General features: G+C 63.9%; 14 protein-coding genes. 5 read left to right on the top strand and 9 right to left on the bottom strand.

All coding sequences use genetic code 11. The annotated features are described in order from the left end of the window. Positions 1 to 5: 5 nt before the first annotated feature. Complete coding sequence (locus tag BUA26_RS11905) at positions 6 to 1,763, top strand: bifunctional sulfate adenylyltransferase/adenylylsulfate kinase (RefSeq protein ID WP_072760974.1); 1,758 nt, start codon at positions 6 to 8, stop codon at positions 1,761 to 1,763. Between the two features lie 93 nt (positions 1,764 to 1,856). On the opposite strand, the gene BUA26_RS11910 is transcribed toward BUA26_RS11905, so the two are convergent. Next, entirely contained in the window at positions 1,857 to 2,852 is a 996-nt protein-coding gene (locus BUA26_RS11910; protein ID WP_072760976.1) for a LysR substrate-binding domain-containing protein, read from the bottom strand. Between the two features lie 322 nt (positions 2,853 to 3,174). Between BUA26_RS11910 and cysG the strand changes: the two genes are divergently transcribed. Both cysG and cysK read left to right on the top strand, forming a co-directional pair. Next, a complete protein-coding gene (cysG, locus tag BUA26_RS11915; protein WP_072760978.1) occupies positions 3,175 to 4,644 on the top strand; it encodes a siroheme synthase CysG in 1,470 nt (489 codons plus the stop codon). A gap of 70 nt (positions 4,645 to 4,714) precedes the next feature. Next, on the top strand, positions 4,715 to 5,653 hold the full coding sequence (gene cysK / locus BUA26_RS11920; protein ID WP_072760980.1) for a cysteine synthase A: 939 nt from the start codon (positions 4,715 to 4,717) through the stop codon (positions 5,651 to 5,653). A 55-nt stretch (positions 5,654 to 5,708) separates the two neighbouring features. Here cysK and BUA26_RS11925 read toward each other — a convergent pair whose 3' ends face one another. Beyond that, positions 5,709 to 6,098 carry a winged helix-turn-helix transcriptional regulator gene (locus tag BUA26_RS11925; RefSeq protein ID WP_072761557.1) on the bottom strand — a complete coding sequence of 130 codons (390 nt, stop codon included), beginning with the start codon at positions 6,096 to 6,098 and terminating at the stop codon, positions 5,709 to 5,711. A gap of 186 nt (positions 6,099 to 6,284) precedes the next feature. Between BUA26_RS11925 and gstA the strand changes: the two genes are divergently transcribed. Beyond that, positions 6,285 to 6,902 (top strand): glutathione transferase GstA, encoded by a 618-nt coding sequence (gene gstA, locus BUA26_RS11930; protein WP_072760982.1) that lies wholly within the window; start codon positions 6,285 to 6,287, stop codon positions 6,900 to 6,902. A gap of 113 nt (positions 6,903 to 7,015) precedes the next feature. Here the strand turns inward: gstA and purB are convergent, their stop codons facing one another. Next, positions 7,016 to 8,383: an adenylosuccinate lyase gene (gene purB, locus BUA26_RS11935; RefSeq protein ID WP_072760984.1), complete on the bottom strand. Its 1,368-nt coding sequence runs from the start codon at positions 8,381 to 8,383 to the stop codon at positions 7,016 to 7,018. A gap of 130 nt (positions 8,384 to 8,513) precedes the next feature. On the opposite strand from purB, the gene BUA26_RS11940 reads away from it, so the two are divergent. Next, a complete protein-coding gene (locus BUA26_RS11940) occupies positions 8,514 to 9,908 on the top strand; it encodes a class II fumarate hydratase (RefSeq protein WP_072760986.1) in 1,395 nt (464 codons plus the stop codon). A gap of 99 nt (positions 9,909 to 10,007) precedes the next feature. Here BUA26_RS11940 and BUA26_RS11945 read toward each other — a convergent pair whose 3' ends face one another. The 6 genes from BUA26_RS11945 to BUA26_RS11970 all read right to left on the bottom strand — a co-directional run bounded on the left by BUA26_RS11945 (position 10,008) and on the right by BUA26_RS11970 (position 14,211). Next, positions 10,008 to 10,712, bottom strand: coding sequence for a YggN family protein (locus BUA26_RS11945; RefSeq protein WP_072760988.1), 705 nt, complete (start codon positions 10,710 to 10,712; stop codon positions 10,008 to 10,010). Positions 10,713 to 10,746: 34 nt separating this feature from the next. Next, positions 10,747 to 11,721, bottom strand: a complete 975-nt coding sequence (locus tag BUA26_RS11950) for an ABC-2 transporter permease (protein WP_072760989.1) — start codon at positions 11,719 to 11,721, stop codon at positions 10,747 to 10,749. Next, entirely contained in the window at positions 11,718 to 12,575 is an 858-nt protein-coding gene (locus BUA26_RS11955; RefSeq protein ID WP_072760991.1) for an ABC transporter ATP-binding protein, read from the bottom strand. The genes BUA26_RS11950 and BUA26_RS11955 overlap by 4 nt, the downstream gene beginning before the upstream one ends. Beyond that, a complete protein-coding gene (locus BUA26_RS11960) occupies positions 12,572 to 12,961 on the bottom strand; it encodes a GntR family transcriptional regulator (protein ID WP_072760993.1) in 390 nt (129 codons plus the stop codon). Before BUA26_RS11960 ends, BUA26_RS11955 begins: the two co-directional genes overlap by 4 nt. Before the next feature lie 3 nt (positions 12,962 to 12,964). After that, a complete protein-coding gene (locus BUA26_RS11965; protein WP_072760995.1) occupies positions 12,965 to 13,306 on the bottom strand; it encodes a hypothetical protein in 342 nt (113 codons plus the stop codon). 320 nt (positions 13,307 to 13,626) lie between these two features. Beyond that, positions 13,627 to 14,211, bottom strand: a complete 585-nt coding sequence (locus BUA26_RS11970; RefSeq protein ID WP_072760996.1) for an FMN-dependent NADH-azoreductase — start codon at positions 14,209 to 14,211, stop codon at positions 13,627 to 13,629. Positions 14,212 to 14,244 lie beyond the last annotated feature (33 nt).

A 14,244-nucleotide genomic window follows, 5' to 3' on the forward strand; every position in this document is an offset into this window, starting at 1 on the left:
ACATCATGAGTCACACCGCGCTTGCCACCAGCCCCGATATTGTTCTCGACGACGCCTTGATCGCCCCGCACGGCGGTGCGCTGAAGGAGCTGTACCTGCCGCCCGCCGAGGCGGAAGCATTGAAGCAGCGCAGCGCGCAGCTGCCCGGCGTGGATCTCGACACGCGCCAGCTATGCGATCTGGAACTGCTGCTGAGCGGCGCGTTCTCGCCGCTGGAAGGCTTCCTGGGACGCCGCGACTACGATCGCGTGGTGGAAGAACTGCGCCTCGCCGACGGCACGCTGTGGCCGATCCCGATCACGCTGGACGTGAGCGAGGATTTCGCCGCCAAGCTGAGCAGCGGCAGCGAAGTCGCGCTGCGCGACAGCCAGGGCGTACCGCTGGCGGTGCTTGAAGTGCAGGACATCTACTGGCCCGATCGCCTGCATGAAGCGAAGCAGGTATTCGGCAGCACCGACCGCCTGCATCCGGGCGTGGCCGAGTTGCTCGATCGCACCAAGCCGGTGGCGTTGGGTGGCCGCGTGCGCGGCATCCAGCCTCCCGCGCACTACGACTTCGGCGAGCTGCGCGATACGCCGCGCAGCTTGCGCGAATGGTTCGCGGCGAACGGCTGGAGCCGCATCGTGGCTTTCCAGACGCGCAACCCGATGCATCGTGCGCACCGCGAACTGACTTTGCGCGCGGCGCAGCAGGCCGGCGCGAATTTGCTGATCCAGCCTTCGGTAGGCCGCACCAAGCCGGGCGACGTCGACCACTACACCCGTGTGCGCTGCATCCGTGCGCTGCTGCCGCAGTACCCGGCCGACAGCGTGAAGCTGTCGCTGCTGCCGCTGGCGATGCGCATGGGTGGTCCGCGCGAGGCGTTGTGGCACGCGATTATCCGCAAGAACTACGGCGCCAGCCATTTCATCGTGGGGCGCGATCATGCCGGCCCCGGCAAGGATTCCAGCGGGCAGCCGTTTTATGGGCCGTTCGACGCGCAGACATTGTTGGAGCAGCATCAAGCCGAACTGGGCATCCAGATCGTGCCGTTCCCGGCGATGGTCTACGCGGCCAATCGGGACAGCTATCTGCCATCGACCGAGGTCACCGCCGACGACGAAGTGCGCGATATCTCCGGCACTCAATTGCGCAAGCATCTGCACGAGGGCAGTGAAATCCCGGCGTGGTTCAGTTTCCCCGACGTGGTGAAGATCCTGCGCGAGCGCCATCCGGTGCATGCGCCACGCGGGTTCGCGCTGTTCTTCACCGGCCTGTCCGGCGCCGGCAAGTCGACCATCGCACAAGCGGTGATCGCGCAACTGCTGGAGCACACCAGCCGGCCGGTGACGGTGCTGGACGGCGACGAGGTGCGCAAACACCTGTCGCGCGGCCTGGGTTTCTCGCGCGAGGACCGCGCCGCCAACGTCACCCGCATCGGCTATGTCGCCAGCGAGATTGTGCGTCACGGCGGCATTGCGGTATGCGCGCCGATCGCACCGTATGCCGATGCCCGTGCGGAATCGCGCGCGCTGGTCGAGGCGCAAGGCGATTTCATCGAGATCCATGTCGCCACCACGCTGGAGGTATGCGAAGCACGCGACCGCAAAGGCCTCTACGCGCAGGCGCGTGCGGGCAAGATCGCCCAGTTCACCGGTATCAGCGATCCCTACGAAGAGCCCGAACAGCCGGAGCTGCGCATCGATGGCAATGCCGCCGAGCCGGCCGCGCTGGCCCGCCAGGTGCTGGCGCTGTTGCGCAACAAGGGCCTTATCGAAGGCTGACCAGCGCGATGTCCTGTAGTAGCGCACCTTGTACGCGATGCTCTTCGCCACGCAACGGAAAGCATTCGCGCACAAGGTGCGCTCCTACGAAACTCAGGCCGCGTCAGGTAGCGGAGCTACCGGCCGTTCCCGCCAATGCGGCACGGCCGGCCATTCGGGCGGCACCGTGTCGGCGGCCATGGCGCGTACCACGTCGCGGCGGTCCAGATGCGGTGCGAACTGAGCGATGAACTCCAACACGTATTCGCGCAACACGCTTTCCCGGCGCAGCACGATCCAGGTCGTGCACTGCGGAAACAGATGGTCGGCCGGCAGCGTGTCCAGATCGGTATCGCTGTCCAGCATGGCCATTTCGGCCAGCACGCCAATACCCAGGCCGGCGCGCACATAGGTCTTGATCAGATCGGCATCACCGGCGGTCATCACGATATGCGGCCGCAAATCGGCAGCCTCGAACGCCCGGCGCAGCGAAGATTCGGCCTTCAGCGAGGATTCGTAGCTGACCAGCGGCAGCGCTGCCAGTTGATCGAGGGAAGGCGGCTGGCCGCTGCTCGTCAGCGGATGCCCTTGCGGTGCGACGATTACCCGGTGCCAGCGGTAGGCCGGCAGCGCGATGCCGATACCTGGTGGCGCGCCAGCGGTGCTGATCACTGCGAGGTCGACCCGGCCGGCTTCCAGCTGGGCCAGCACTTCCGCGTCGCGGCTCGGCTGCAAGTGCACGCTGACCTGCGGATAAAGCACGCTCAGCGCGCCAATCGCGGCGGGCAAGGCGAAGCGAGCCTGGGTATGCGTGGTGGCGATGCGCAGTTCGCCGCGCGCATCGTTGCGCAGGTTGGCGGCGATCGAACGGATGTTGGCGGCCTCGGCGAGGATCGTACGGGCGCGCTCTAGCACGTGCTGACCGGCATGGGTTACCGAATCGAGACTCTTGCCCTTGCGGACGAACAGCTGGAAACCCAGCTCGTCCTCAAGTTGCCGAAGCTGCTTGCTCAGGCCGGGCTGGGTGGCATGGACGCGTTCGGCGGCCAGCGTGATGTTGAGGCCGGAGTCGGCGATGGCAACGAGATAACGTAACTGGATCAGCGTCATGGCGATGGGCCCGTGAGCGGTCGGAATCGTTGGATTGAGGCGCGAGCGGAGCACGGATACATCGCATGGAACGAGCCGGAATCATGTCTTGCGCATGCGTGTGGACGGCTAAATAGTGGCCGTGCGGGAGTTCTTCGATGTGGATGTTGGCTCTCATGATCAGACGTCTATACGTCTATTTGGACATAAGGTCAAGGCTTGTGTCGTTTGAGACAGGTCATAACGCGATGGCATATACGCGTCGATGCAAATCATTTGCGGGGGTGGAGCGCTCTGCGTAGCGTGGCTTCGTCCCCATGCATGCGAAGCGGTTCCCGCCCGAATGAAGCTCTATCCCTTGTTCGCCGATCTGTCCCATCGCGCCGTGCTGGTCGTGGGCGGCGGGGCGGTGGCCGAACGCAAGATCGCCGGCCTGCTCGGCGCGCAGGCACAGGTCACCGTGAATGCGCCTACGCTCACGCCGCAGTTGCAGCGCTGGGCAGCGGAAGGGCGTATCGCCCATCGCCGCGATGCGTTCCAGGAAAGCTGGCTCGATCGGGTCTGGCTGGTGGTTGCAGCCACCTCCGACGTCGAATTGAACCAGGTGATTGCCACCTTCGCCGGACTACGCCGGATCTTCGTCAACGTGGTCGACGATGCGGCACTGTCGAGTTTCCATGTGCCGGCGGTGGTGGACCGGGCGCCGCTGACCATCGCGATCTCCAGCGGCGGCGAGGCGCCGATGCTGGCGCGGTTGTTGCGCGAGCGACTGGAGACTCTGCTCGATCATTCGCTGGGTGCGCTGGCCACGCTGGCGGCGCGCCTGCGCCGGCGCATTCGCCTGCGCCATCCGGACCTCGCGGCGCGCAGGCGTTTCTACGAAAGCCTGTTCACCGGACCGGTGGCGACCTTGCTCCGTCAAGGTCGCCCGGAGGAGGCGCGGCAAGCGGCGGAACAGGCGCTGGCCACCGTATCGGCCGCATCGACAGGATCGGTGGTGCTGGTGGGCGCCGGCCCGGGTGATCCTGGCCTGCTGACCTTGCGCGCGCTGCGCGCGTTGAACGAGGCCGATGTGATCCTGCATGACCGGCTGGTCAGCGCCGAGGTGCTCGACCTGGCGCGCCGCGATGCCGAACGCATTGAGGTAGGCAAGCAGGCCGGTCATCACCACACCACCCAGGACGGCATCCATGCATTGCTGCTGCAGCATGCTCGAGCCGGGCGGCGGATCGTGCGGCTGAAGGGCGGCGATCCGTTCGTGTTCGGTCGCGGCGGCGAGGAGCTCGAATTCCTGCGCGATCACGGGATTCCGTACGAAGTGGTACCGGGTATCACCGCCGCCGTGGCCTGCGCGGCCTATGCCGGCGTGCCGCTCACCCATCGCGACCATGCGCAATCCGTACGTTTTGTCACCGCGCACTGCCAGTCCTCCCGCGACACCCTGGACTGGGCCGCGCTGGCGCAAGAACGGCAAACGCTGGCGGTATACATGGGCGTCGCCGAGCTTGGCGAGCTGCGGGCGCGTCTGATCGAACGCGGTCGGGAGCCATCGACCCCCTTTGCGCTGATCGAGAACGGTTCGCGCCCGGAGCAGCGAGTGATCACGGGTACTTTGGCCAACCTGGCCGAGCGCGCGGCGTTCCACGCGGTGCGCTCGCCGGCCTTGCTGATCCTGGGCGAAGTGGCGGCGCTGGCTGCGTCACTGGCCTGGTTCGGGTCGCCGCCGCTGGGAGCGACGGTGCATGAGATCCCTGTTCCCAGCGTGGCGAGGCCAGTTCGCGCCGATATACTGGCGGCGGTTCACCGCGCCTGACGAAAATCTTTACCTGAGCCGTAGCATGATCGCGCGACGGTTTTTCCCTCAAGTCTGCCGGAGCGTTCCCATGATTCACGACAGCATCCTCGACACCATCGGTAATACCCCGATCGTCAAGCTCCATCGTCTCGCGCCGAAACACGTCGAGCTCTACGTGAAGGTGGAGGCATTCAACCCGGCCGGCTCGGTGAAGGACCGGCTAGCCCTGGCGATCATCCTCGACGCCGAGCAGCGCGGCACGCTGAAACCCGGGCAGACCGTGATCGAGGCCACTTCGGGCAACACCGGTGTGGCGCTGGCCGCGATCTGCGCGGCGCGCGGCTACCCGTTCGTGGCGGTGATGTCGGATACGTTCTCGATCGAGCGGCGCAAGCTGATCCGCGCCTACGGCGGCAAAGTGGTGCTCACGCCGGGTGCGGCGCGCGGTAGCGGCATGGTGGCGAAGGCGGTGGAACTCGCGCAGAAGCACGGCTGGTTCTTCACCAACCAGTTCGAGAATCCAGCCAACCCGGCGTACCACCGGCAGACTACCGCGCCGGAGATCCTGCGCGATTTCGCCGGCCGCCGGCTGGATTACTTCGTCACCGGCTGGGGTACCGGCGGCACTCTGACCGGCGTAGGCGAAGTGCTGAAAGTGGCGCGTCCGGACGTGCGGATCATCGCCAGCGAGCCAGCCGGCGCAGGCCTGTTGTCCGGCAAGGAATGGCAGCCGCACAAGATCCAGGGCTGGACGCCGGACTTCGTGCCGGCCGTGCTCAACCGCAAGGTGGCCGATCAGATCGTACTGATCGACGACGTACTGGCTCGCGATACGTCGCGCCAGCTGGCGCAGCAGGAAGGCATCTTCACCGGCATCTCGTCCGGTGCCACCTTGGCCGCCGCCTTGCTGGTGGCCGCCGATGCGCCGCAAGGCTCGGTGCTATTGGCGATGCTGCCGGACACCGGCGAGCGCTATCTGTCGACGTTCCTGTTCGAGGGTGTCAACGAGGGCTCGGACGAAGTCTGAGCAAGCTACGACGGACGGGTCGCCGTGCTTACGGCGACCTTACGAACCGCTCACTTCACTGGTGCGCGCGCGCTGCTCGGATCGGCACGGCTGGTGCGCGCGTTTCCCACTCCGCGATCAACTTCTGGCCCACGTTGGTGAGGGCCTGGATGGCAGGTAGCAGTTCGCGGCCGAGGCGGGTGAGGGCGTATTCGGCCGACGGCGGCGAGGTGTCCAACACCCGCCGGGTCACCAGCCCACGCGATTCCAGCTCGCGCAGCCGCGCGCTCAACACGCGTGCGGAAATGCGGGGGATGTCGTGACGCAGTTCGCCGAAACGGCGTGGCTCGGCGCTCAGATACCAGATGACGTTGGCCGCCCAGGCGCCGCGCAGCAGCGCAAGACACTCGGTGAGCGGGCAGGCCGGCGGAGCGGCAACTTTGCTTTTGCGTACAGGCAAGCCCATCGACATCCGTCCTTGCAGATTCCGGTAACCACCGGGATACCGCATTTTGCACTAACTTGAAGTTACATGGTATCGATCAGTAACCATGTATGGCTATCATGCGGCCCTCACCGCAGCGTGGTAGCCAGTGGCTCCCACCGTCTGCGGCGATGGTTCTTCCCGACATCCCCTCTCACGGAGAAATGCATGAAGCTCTATTACTCCTCTGGCGCCTGTTCACTCTCGCCACACATCGTTGCGCTGGAAGCTGGCATCGACCTACCGCTGGAAAAGGTCGACGGCAAGGCCAAGCGCACCGAGACCGGTGCGGATTTCTGGCAGATCAACCCGAAAGGCTACGTGCCGGCCTTGGCGCTGGACAACGGCGAGCTGCTGACCGAGGGTCCGGCGATCGTGCAATACCTGGCCGACCTCAAGCCCGAAAGCGGCCTCGCGCCGGCCAACGGCACACTGGCGCGCTACCGCCTGCAGGAGATGCTCGGCTACATCAACTCCGAACTGCACAAAACCTACAGCCCGCTGTTCAAGCCGGAAACGCCGGCTGAAGTCAGGCAGGAGCGCAAGGAGTACCTGCGCAAGCGCTACACGCTGCTGGAAGGCGTGCTGGCGAAGCAGCCGTGGCTGCTGGGCGAGCATTTCACCGTGGCGGATGCCTACCTGTTCACCGTGACCAACTGGGCGAAGGCCGTCGAGCTGGATTTGTCCGGTTTCCCGGCGCTGCTGGCGTTCCAGAAACGCGTGGCGGAGCGGCCAGCGGTGCGGGCGGCCCTGGAGGCCGAGGGATTGACCAAGAAAGCGGCGTAAAGCGGAGCAACCCAGCAGCGGCCGGCCTCGCGAGATGCCGGCCGTTGGCGTGTCGCCGCGGTGGTCCGGCAGTTGAAAGTTGTGGTGTGGGGTGTGGTTCGGGACAACTGCGCTCAGATGTCCTTCGCCAGCTCCTCGGCCAGGCCGATGTAGCTGCCGGGTGTCAGGTCTAGCAAGCGCTGCTTCGCGTCGGCCGGCAGGTCGAGGCCATCGATGAATTCGCGCATCGAATCCTTCGTGATGCCGTGGCCGCGGGTCAACGCCTTCAGTTGCTCGTACGGCTCGGGCAGGCCGTAGCGGCGCATGACCGTCTGCACAGCTTCGGCCAACACTTCCCAACTGTTGTCGAGATCGGCGGCGATGCGCTCGGCGTTGACGTTGAGTTTGCCCAGGCCCTTCTTCAGCGATTCCAGCGCGACCAGGCTGTGGCCGAACGCGGTGCCCAGAGCGCGCAGCACGGTGGAATCGGTGAGGTCGCGCTGCCAGCGGCTGATCGGCAGCTTTTCGGCGAAGTGGCCGAGCAAGGCGTTAGCCAGGCCGAAGTTGCCTTCGGCATTTTCGAAGTCGATCGGATTGACCTTGTGTGGCATGGTCGATGAACCGACTTCGCCGGCCTTCAACGTCTGCTTGAAGTAGCCCAGCGAGATGTAGCCCCAGATGTCGCGGGCCAGATCGATCAGGATGATGTTGGCTCGGCGCACCGCGTCGCAGTATTCGGCGACGCCGTCGTGGGGTTCGATCTGGGTGGTATAGGCGTTGTAGCCGAGCCCGAGGCTTTCCACGAAGCGTTGCGAGAACGCGCGCCAATCCACCTCCGGATAGGTGATGAGGTGGGCGTTGTAATTGCCGACCGCGCCGTTGATCTTGCCGGAAATCTCCACCCCGGCGAGCTGTTTGCGCTGACGTTGCAGGCGCGCCACCACGTTGGCGATTTCCTTGCCCAGGGTGCTGGGCGACGCGGTCTGGCCATGCGTGCGCGACAGCAGCGGCAGCGCGGCGTTGGCATGTGCCAGCTCGCGCAGCTGGGCAATCACGGCGTCGAACTGCGGCAGCAGCACCTGTTCGCGCGCGTCGCGCAGCATCAGTGCGTAGGACAGGTTGTTGATGTCCTCGCTGGTGCAGGCGAAGTGCACGAATTCCTTGGCCTGCGTCAGGCTGGGGTCGGCGCCGATCTTTTCCTTGATGAAATACTCGACCGCCTTCACGTCATGGTTGGTGGTCGCCTCGATCGCCTTGATCCGCTCGCCATCGGCCACGCTGAAATTCTCCGCGATGGCTTTCAGCGTCTTGATCTGGTCCGCGCCGAATGCCGGCAGCTCGGCGATCTTCGGATCGGCGGCCAGCGCCAGCAGCCATTCGATCTCGACATGCACACGGCGGTGCATCAAGCCGTACTCGCTGAAGATCGGGCGCAGCGCCTCGACCTTGCTGGCGTAGCGGCCGTCCAGTGGTGACAGGGCGGTCAGGGCGTGAGTGGACATCGAGGCATTCCGGCAAGGTGAAACGGCTATTTTACATGCGCAAGGCCTTTCCCTGTTTTTGGCCGGCTTGTCGCGCCACTGACGTGCAGCGGCCTATAGTTGGGCATTGGTCAACTTCAGGAATCCGGTCATGAGTGGTTTTCGCACCGAGCGCGACAGCATGGGAGAATTGCAGGTACCTGCCGACGCGCTGTACGGCGCGCAGACTCAGCGCGCTATCGACAATTTTCCGATTTCCGGGCTGCACCTGCCGCGCCAGTTCATCCGCGCGCTGGGATTGATCAAGGCGGCCGCGGCCGAGGTCAACTTGTCGATGGGCCATCTGAAGAAAAATCAGGCCGCCGCGATCCGCAAAGCGGCGCTGGCGGTAGCGGATGGACAGTACGACGCGCAGTTCCCGATCGACATCTTCCAGACCGGTTCGGGGACCAGCACCAACATGAATGCGAACGAGGTGATCGCGCATCTGGCGGTAAAGGGTGGCACCAAGGTGCATCCCAACGATCACGTCAATTACGGCCAGAGCTCGAACGACGTGATCCCTACCGCGATCCACGTCAGTGCCACGCTCACCACCAGCGAGCAGTTGCTGCCGGCTCTGAAGCATCTGAAGAAGACGATAGACAAGCGCGCCCGCGAGCTGAGGAATACCCCCAAGACCGGTCGCACGCATCTGATGGATGCGATGCCGATCACCTTCGGGCAGGAGTTGTCCGGCTGGGCGGCACAGATCGGCTCGGCGATCGAACGCATCGAGGATGCGCTGAAACGCATGCGTCGGTTGCCGCAGGGCGGTACGGCCGTCGGCACCGGTATCAACGCCGATCCAAAGTTCGGTCCGGCGGTGGCGCAGCAACTGAAAAAGCTGACCGGCGTGAAGTTCGAGTCGGCGGAAAACTATTTCGAGGGGATGGCTTCGCAGGATGCGGCAGTGGAGCTGTCCGGGCAGTTGAAGACGCTGGCGGTGGCACTGATGAAGATCGCCAACGATCTGCGCTGGATGAATTCCGGTCCGCTGGCGGGGCTGGGCGAGATCGAGCTGCCAGCGCTGCAGCCGGGTTCATCGATCATGCCGGGCAAGGTCAATCCGGTGATTCCGGAGGCGGCCGCTATGGTTGCCGCGCAGGTGATCGGCAACGACGCCTCCATCACCATCGCCGGCCAGTCCGGCAACTTCCAGCTCAACGTGATGCTGCCGTTGATCGCGCACAACCTGCTGCAGTCGATCGGGATACTGGCCAATGTCAGCGTGCTGCTGGCAGATAAGGCAATTGCCGGCTTCAAGGTCAACACGGCGCGGGTCGATCAGGCGCTGGCGATGAACCCGATCCTGGTTACCGCACTGAACCCGGTGATCGGCTACGAGAAGGGTGCGGCCACCGCCAAGCTGGCGTACAAGCAGCACCGGCCGATCATGGAAGTGGCGCTGGAGACCACTGGACTGTCGAAAGAGGAGCTGAAGAAGCTGCTCGATCCGATGGCGCTCACCAGGGGCGGTATCCACGGCGAGGGCGGTGGCGGTTGAATCGGCTCCCTTCCTCGTGAGGCCGTGCAGCGAGGGGTGGGGTGCCATTGCGGCCCCAACCCCTCGCTGCACCGCGCACGCGGGCAGTGGTTTCCCGGATCAATCGGAGAACGTGGCGAAGCCTTTCTTGCCGTTCTTGTCCTTCATGTCCTTGCCGCAATCATCCACGTCCTTCTGCTGCATGGTTGCGTAAGGCCTGAACTCCGGCATCGCTGCGGCCAGTTTCTGCTGCGTGGAGAGCAGGTCGGGCATTCGCAGGCACAACTTGGCGGCAGCGGCCTGGATCCTGTCGGTTTGCGGCTTGATGGCCGCTTCGAAGTCCTTGTCGCTTTTGCCGGTGAGTGCGCCCCATACCCCCTCCTTGGCCGCTTTGACGCCCAGGTCGGCGCCTTCTGCGCCGATGTCCATGCCGGCTTCGGCAATACCGACGATCTGCTGGCGATAGTCGAGCAGCAGTGCGTGCTGTGCCGGCGTGGCCGTCACCTTCTTGCCCTCGACCAGCAACTCGCCCTGCGGTGTGATCTGGGCCTTGGAATGCGAGTCCTTGTCCCTGGATTGGCCATCGCCGAAGTGGACGCTGTCCACGTCGATGTTCTTGGTGGCCAACTCCTGCTTGGCCTCCTGCATCGCTTTCTGGATTTCTCCGGAAATCATCGACGGGGAGGTTTTCTCGTCGGCGTCCTTTATCGCCTGGGTCACGTTATCGGCGACGCCTGGCTGGGTGTCGGCCTGCCTGGACTGGCCGCAAGCGGCCAGCGGCAGCAGCAAGACCAGGGCGAGCGCATTGAGAGTAGTGGGCTTCATGAGTGTTCTCCTTAATCTTGAATTCGGTCGGAAATCAGCTGTCGTCGCGCCAGCGGCGGAACCAGATCGCACCGGCCAGCAGGCCCAGGCCGACCGCCACACCGATCCACAGGTTGGCGGATGCCAATAGCTGGTAGGTGTTGCCCAGATCCATGAAGTCCATGCCCTGGTTGCCGGTGACTGCGATGTCGCCTTGGTGACCGAACACGCTGCCGGTGCCGGGGAAGACGCTGAACAGGCCACGCTGCACGATGTTCTTCCAGAACCAGATAGTCGGCAGATCGAACAGTCCCATGATGCCGAACCAGCTGACCAGCAGGCCGGTTGCCACCGGCAATGCCACGGCCCACAGGAAAGGCTTGTTGCGTGCCCAGGCCGAGCAGAGCAGTAGCCAGCCCACCGAAGGCAGCGCCCACAGCACATACAGCGGGATGTAGCCGATCAGGTTGGCCATGACGCGGAACGGGTGGGCCAGCACCAGCAGCTGCCATACGTTCACGCCGTGGAAAGACAGTGTGACCGCGAGAATCAGCAACTGCAGCATGCCCACGATGATGCCGGTGACTACGGCGACGATAGGCGCGAGCATGGTGGCGCTGATGATCTTGGACAGTACGGTGCTGGTGTCGGAGATCGGCAGCGACTTCCAGAACAGGATGCTGCGGTCGCGGCGATCGTCATATAGCGCACTGAGGCAGTAGAAGAACACCACGAAGCCCAGTACGACAATCAGCAGGCCCATCGCCGAGTACATCGCCATGTCCAGGGCAAATCCGACCTTGCTCAGGTCGCCGGTGTCCATCTCGGCGATGACGTGTCGCAGGCCGCCGCTGGCGCCGAAGTTGATGCCGTGCTGGGCGCCGATGACCTCGGCGGCGATGATGCCCATGATGTTAAGCAGCAGAAATACGCCGCCGGTGATGATGGGGGCCCAGAAGAAGCCGCCCCGATGCTCCCAGAATTCGCGCTTCACCAGCCAGTACATGGTTTTCCAGGCTGAGGTTTTCATGCGTAGGTTCCCTTCATGGTGGCAACGAACAGATCGCTTATGGAGGGGCGGCGGGTTTCGCCCAGCTGCTCCAGCGCCGCGCGGTTCGCGCCGTCAAACAGAAAAATGCTCTTGCCGAAGACTTGCCGCTCATCCAGCGGCTTCAGCGCACGGGCCGTGTCGGCCTTGTCGGCACCCACCATCACTTCGATGAAGCGGTCGCCGACTGCGTCCATGTCGGCATCCAGCACGATCTTGCCGTCGCGGATGAACATCAGGTCGGTAAGGATGTGCTCGACTTCCTCTACCTGATGCGTCGTAACGATGATCGTCTTGTTCTCGTCGAAGTAATCTTCCAGCAGGTGCTGGTAGAACTGCTTGCGGTAGAGGATGTCCAGACCCAGGGTAGGTTCGTCCAGGATCAGCAGCTTGGCGTCGATCGCCATCACCAGAGCCAGATGCAGCTGCACGATCATGCCCTTGGACATCTGCCGCACGCGCTGGTTGGGCGTGAGCTTGGTGCGGGCCAGGAATGCTTCGCACTTGGCGCGATCGAAGCGCGGATGCACGTTGGCGACAAAATCGACTACCTCGTGCACGCGGATCCAGCGCGGCAATACCGCCACATCGGCGATGAAGCACACATCGCCCATCAGCTTGCCACGCTGCTTGCGCGGATCGAAACCCAGCACATTGAGATCGCCGGTGAAATCGGTGAGACCCAGGATCGCCTTCAGTGCGGTGGTCTTGCCGGCACCGTTGGGACCGATCAGGCCGACGATGCGGCCGGGCGCGATCTGGAAGCTGACGTTGTCCAGCGCCAGCGCCGACTTGTACCGCTTGGTCAGGCCACTGGCCGTGATCACCGCGCTCATGATTGCTCCTCCTTGTTGGTTGGATCCTTGTCGGCGTGTGCCTCGCGCAACAGCGTCTTGAGGTCCAGCCCCAACCGTTGCAGCCGTGCGAACAGCACGGGCCACTCTTCGCGCAGAAACCGCTCGCGTTCGGATTTCAGCAGCGCCTCACGAGCGCCTTCGATGACGAACATGCCCAGACCCCTCCTTTTTTCAACCAGTTGTTCGTCGACCAGTTCCTGGTACGCCTTCGATACTGTCAGTGGATTGATTTGATAATCCGCCGACACCTGGCGTACCGACGGCAGCGGGTCGCCCTCATTCAAGGCGCCGTCCAGGATCATCGCCACCACGCGTTGCTGCAGCTGGCGATAGATCGGGACGCTGTCGTTCCAGGTAATGGTCATGTTTTATTCCTTGGTGATACGGCCGAACTTTTTGCCAAACGAATAGTAGGGCATGGCCAATGGCGACCCGAGCAGACTGAGCGGCCCGGACGCGCCGGTTCCGTCGTTGTGGGTCATCGACGGGATCGTGGCGATGGCGCTGATGTCGACATCAGCCAGCAAGGCAGCGGCGCGCAACTCGGCGGCGCTGGGATGGACGTTGACCGGCGCCAGTTCGATGACTTTGGTCGCGCTGGTCTTGCTGCCTGTGGCGGGCTGAACGTCGACGTTGTAGTTGACGACACTCAGGCTGACAAAGGTGAAGAGGACGGCGGCGACGCTGGGGAGCAGGTTGAGCGCTTTCATGACATGCCTCCTTGGTGAACTCGTTAGGTGGTGTTGTAGTGAACTATAACACCGAGTTTTAAGCCGTCAATAGGCAAAGCGCCAATTCGCAACATGACTGATGGCCTATGCGCCGCTCCGACGCTTGTCGCTGGAGTCGTCGATGAGTCGTTTTTCAGGCGGGCGGCCCCGCTGCACGAGCTGGTGGCAGCGGCTCAAATGGCCGCACTCGCCAACGAAAAGGCCAGCACTCAGGCTGGCCCTTGTCGTAGCTCGGTTCGCGGTGATCAACTGCAGGGGCGTCTTCTACGGATGAGGAAGGCGTCTGCGGGCGACGTGGATCAGGCGGCCTTGGCCACCAGCGTGTCGATGGTGCTGCGCGCCGATTTCAATGCCTGCGCCTTCTGCTCATCGCCGACGGCGATGCCTTCGGCCCGCACGAATTCGATGTCGTTGATGCCGATGAAAGCGAGTGCGGCACGAAGGTAGGGCTCCTGGAAGTCCATGGCTGCAGCAGCGGTGTCCTTGCCGTAGAAGCCGCCGCGGCTGGAAGCAACGATGACCCGCTTGCCGCCGGCCAATCCCTCGGGGCCGTTTGCCGTGTAGCGGAAAGTCTTGCCGGCGACCAGGATGCGATCGATCCATGCCTTGAGCTGGCTGGAGATGGCGAAGTTGTACATCGGCGCTCCAATCACCACTACATCGGCAGCGAGGAATTCCTCCAGCATCTGGCTGCCCAGTACAGCGGCCGGATCACTGGCGTCGGCCACTGGCGTCCAGTGCGGCAGCGGCTGAACCGCCAGGTCGTGGTACTGGATCGTGGTGGCCGGTGTATTGCGCTGCAGCTCGGCTACGATGTCGGCGGTCAGCTGGCGCGAAACCGAGTAACCACCCAGTGCGCTGGAATCGATATGCAACAGTTTCATGATGAGGCTCCTGGTTGGGCCGGTTAACCGGCG

Source organism: Rhodanobacter sp. OK091 (assembly GCF_900142825.1).
GTDB lineage: Bacteria > Pseudomonadota > Gammaproteobacteria > Xanthomonadales > Rhodanobacteraceae > Rhodanobacter.

What these genes read in the sequence shown, in the direction of transcription:
- BUA26_RS11905 (WP_072760974.1), top strand. Translation starts at nt 6, where the DNA reads ATGAGTCACACCGCGCTTGCCACCAGCCCCGATATTGTTCTCGACGAC.
- BUA26_RS11910 (WP_072760976.1), bottom strand. Translation starts at nt 2,852, where the DNA reads ATGACGCTGATCCAGTTACGTTATCTCGTTGCCATCGCCGACTCCGGC.
- cysG (WP_072760978.1), top strand. Translation starts at nt 3,175, where the DNA reads ATGAAGCTCTATCCCTTGTTCGCCGATCTGTCCCATCGCGCCGTGCTG.
- cysK (WP_072760980.1), top strand. Translation starts at nt 4,715, where the DNA reads ATGATTCACGACAGCATCCTCGACACCATCGGTAATACCCCGATCGTC.
- BUA26_RS11925 (WP_072761557.1), bottom strand. Translation starts at nt 6,098, where the DNA reads ATGGGCTTGCCTGTACGCAAAAGCAAAGTTGCCGCTCCGCCGGCCTGC.
- gstA (WP_072760982.1), top strand. Translation starts at nt 6,285, where the DNA reads ATGAAGCTCTATTACTCCTCTGGCGCCTGTTCACTCTCGCCACACATC.
- purB (WP_072760984.1), bottom strand. Translation starts at nt 8,383, where the DNA reads ATGTCCACTCACGCCCTGACCGCCCTGTCACCACTGGACGGCCGCTAC.
- BUA26_RS11940 (WP_072760986.1), top strand. Translation starts at nt 8,514, where the DNA reads ATGAGTGGTTTTCGCACCGAGCGCGACAGCATGGGAGAATTGCAGGTA.
- BUA26_RS11945 (WP_072760988.1), bottom strand. Translation starts at nt 10,712, where the DNA reads ATGAAGCCCACTACTCTCAATGCGCTCGCCCTGGTCTTGCTGCTGCCG.
- BUA26_RS11950 (WP_072760989.1), bottom strand. Translation starts at nt 11,721, where the DNA reads ATGAAAACCTCAGCCTGGAAAACCATGTACTGGCTGGTGAAGCGCGAA.
- BUA26_RS11955 (WP_072760991.1), bottom strand. Translation starts at nt 12,575, where the DNA reads ATGAGCGCGGTGATCACGGCCAGTGGCCTGACCAAGCGGTACAAGTCG.
- BUA26_RS11960 (WP_072760993.1), bottom strand. Translation starts at nt 12,961, where the DNA reads ATGACCATTACCTGGAACGACAGCGTCCCGATCTATCGCCAGCTGCAG.
- BUA26_RS11965 (WP_072760995.1), bottom strand. Translation starts at nt 13,306, where the DNA reads ATGAAAGCGCTCAACCTGCTCCCCAGCGTCGCCGCCGTCCTCTTCACC.
- BUA26_RS11970 (WP_072760996.1), bottom strand. Translation starts at nt 14,211, where the DNA reads ATGAAACTGTTGCATATCGATTCCAGCGCACTGGGTGGTTACTCGGTT.